Origin of the sequence: Streptomyces racemochromogenes, assembly GCF_044129415.1 — a bacterium.
In the GTDB taxonomy this organism is placed as follows: Bacteria; Actinomycetota; Actinomycetes; order Streptomycetales; family Streptomycetaceae; genus Streptomyces; species Streptomyces racemochromogenes_A.
Map to the genome: position 1 here is coordinate 1 of NZ_JBBDHD010000271.1, position 2,541 is coordinate 2,541.

A 2,541-nucleotide genomic window follows, 5' to 3' on the forward strand; every position below is an offset into this window, starting at 1 on the left:
ATCCAGATCCATCTGCTCGAGCCGCTCAAGGAGGAGAAGTGTCTGTGCGCGGATAAATTTGGCCATGTTGAGGGCGGCGGATTCCTGTCTGGTCACTGGTGATTTTCCCCGTCTGGTGATGATTTTTGCGTGAAAAGAGCATGCCGTCATTCTGGTGCATAGTCATGCATGCCGTTAAAATTTAACAGGCGCGTTTCTGACGGGTTCCGGGGTGGTTTGTTGTGGTTTTTGTCATGGTTCCGTCAGAAACGCGCTGAGCGCGTCTGAGGCGGTGCGGGCAACGGATGTTATGGTAAATTCTTGGGGGCTTGATTATAAAATACCGCACTTCCTCTTATGTCTTGTGCTTTTTAGACAACCCTGAAAGCTTTTAGCTTTGGTGATGCAATTTGCTGGGATTTTGGCGGAGAACCACAGGTAAAGAAAAAGGCCACATTAGCGGCCTTTTTCGGAGAATATGCTCAGTGCGGAATTTCGGAGACTTCTTTAACGTCGGTTTTATTGATCTGCTGTTTGACACCATTCGCGTCTGTATAGCCAAGCAGGCCTGAGTCTGATTCTTTAGGTTTGCCGTCGCTGACAATAGTGCGACCGTCATTGGTGTGTATGGCATAGCTTGTGCGCGTGCAGCCGGTGAGGGCTGAAAGCGCAACTGCCGCTGCGAACACTGAAACAAAAATCTTTTTCAAAGCCAGCTCCTTTTATCCATATCAGTTTTGGTCACTAACCATCTAACTATAGGTTATTTTTTATGTGAAAAGAGGCTTGATGGTGGGCTGTATATCGAGTTAGGCGCGAGGTGCTATGGTCAAAGTGTGGTGTCAAGCGGGGAGGAGGCTTATATGAGATGTAATCCAGCAGATACATATACCAAGATGATTTAAGTATTCCTCTTTGTGAGGTTGGATGTCTAATTTATAAAGGATCTTCTTGAGATCCTTTTTTTTCGCGCGTAATCTCTTGCCCTGTAAACGAAAAAACCACCCTGGCAGGTGGTTTTTCGAAGGTTAGGTAATCCTGGCAGATCCCCTAACCGTGGTAACAGTCTTGTGCGAGACATGTCACCAAATTTGTCCTTTCAGTGTAGCCTCACTAAGGCCGCCACTTCAAGAACTCTTGATACATCTCTCGCACATCCTGTTTACCAATGGCCGTTGCCAATGGCGATTAGTCGTGTCTTTCCGGGTTGGACTCAAGTTGATAGTTACCGGATAAGGCGCAGCGGTCGGACTGAACGGGGGGTTCGTGCATACAGTCCATCCTGGAGCGAACTGCCTTCCCGGAACTGAGTGTCAGGCGTGGAATGAGAAACCGCGGCCATAACAGCGGAGTGACACCGGTAAACCGAAAGGCAGGAATGCGGGGGAGCACGAGGGAGCCACCAGGGGGAAACGCCTGGTATCTTTAAGCCGCATCGGGTTTCGCCACCACTGATTTGAGCGTCAGATTTCGTGATGCTTGTCAGGGGGGCGGAGCCTATGGAAAAACGGCTTTGGCGCGGCCTTATGCTTTCTTCGTTAAGTATCTTCCTGGCATCCCCCAGGAAATTTCTGATCCATCCGTAAGCCCGTCCCGCTCGCCGCAGCCGAACGACCGAGCGCAGCGAGTCAGTGAGCGAGGAAGCGGAATATCTCCTGTATCACATATTCTGCTGACGCACCGATGCCGCCTTTTTCTCCTGCCACATGAAGCACTTAACTGACATCCGCATCCGTGCCAACATATTAAGCCAGTATACACTCCGCTAGCGCTGCGTGACTGGTCCGGCGCTGCGCCCGGAACCCGCCTGTACCGGTTAAGCAGCCGTTCTGGTCTGACTGCGATTTTTTTCATTCCTGCCCGCTACCCTGTAAACCTTTCTTCTGCGTTGCCGTTAACAGGAGGTAAGCCATGTTTGGTTTTTCCTCCGGAGCCCTGATGACTTTTAATGATGATGAGCGACACCTGCTTGTGTCCGTTGTTTCGGGCTGGCTCCGGCGTGCCGAAGGGGATGCCGGAGCCATGATGCTGGATGCATACCGGCAGATTTTGTCTGAAACCGAACCGGCCGCAAGGGCGGTCATGCTCGAATTTCTTGAATCAGTTCGCATTCATTACGTTTCGTCCTGAGCATTTCCTGAAGCATTTCCTGAATTTTTGTCCATACTCAATCCAGGCGGCCGTCACGGACGGTGGTCGTCGTTCCATGATGCTGTTATGGAAGATTGAGAGTAATCTAACTTGATTGAGTTCCGGGCGTGTCGCCCGGTTTTTTTTGCTGTTTCCCGGTGTCCGCTCCCGGACAGGATGTGCATTTGTAATACCGCGCACGCGGCGGCATCACAAATACCCCGTTCAGGGCTGCGCCCCGACACCCCGCCATCGCCTCACGGCCGCGCACTGAATTGCGCACCCGTTCACCGATTTTCACGCATCTTTCTCGCCTATCTGTGCGTTCAGCATGGCGTAAAGCGCTTCAGCCTGATCGTGCAGATGCTCACAGCAGCCGGCTGCCTCATCCAGATCCATCTGTTCGAGCCGTTCGAGGAGGAGGAGTGTCTG

Annotated in this window: 4 protein-coding genes; 1 reads left to right on the top strand and 3 read right to left on the bottom strand. The window is 51.7% G+C overall.

The features are described 5' to 3' along the window. Both WDV06_RS37385 and WDV06_RS36655 read right to left on the bottom strand, forming a co-directional pair. A partial coding sequence (locus WDV06_RS37385) for a Rop family plasmid primer RNA-binding protein (protein WP_463668238.1) occupies positions 1–150 on the bottom strand: 150 nt, incomplete at its 3' end. Positions 151–461: 311 nt separating this feature from the next. After that, positions 462–689 (bottom strand): YgdI/YgdR family lipoprotein, encoded by a 228-nt coding sequence (locus WDV06_RS36655; RefSeq protein ID WP_021243043.1) that lies wholly within the window; start codon positions 687–689, stop codon positions 462–464. 1,201 nt (positions 690–1,890) lie between these two features. On the opposite strand from WDV06_RS36655, the gene WDV06_RS36660 reads away from it, so the two are divergent. Next, entirely contained in the window at positions 1,891–2,109 is a 219-nt protein-coding gene (locus WDV06_RS36660) for a hypothetical protein (protein ID WP_182407767.1), read from the top strand. A 297-nt stretch (positions 2,110–2,406) separates the two neighbouring features. On the opposite strand, the gene WDV06_RS36665 is transcribed toward WDV06_RS36660, so the two are convergent. Next, positions 2,407–2,541: Rop family plasmid primer RNA-binding protein (locus WDV06_RS36665; protein ID WP_146750628.1), on the bottom strand; the 135-nt coding region annotated here is incomplete at its 5' end.

Coding starts and splice junctions, on each gene's coding strand:
- WDV06_RS36660 (WP_182407767.1), top strand. CDS start 1,891: ATGTTTGGTTTTTCCTCCGGAGCCCTGATGACTTTTAATGATGATGAG.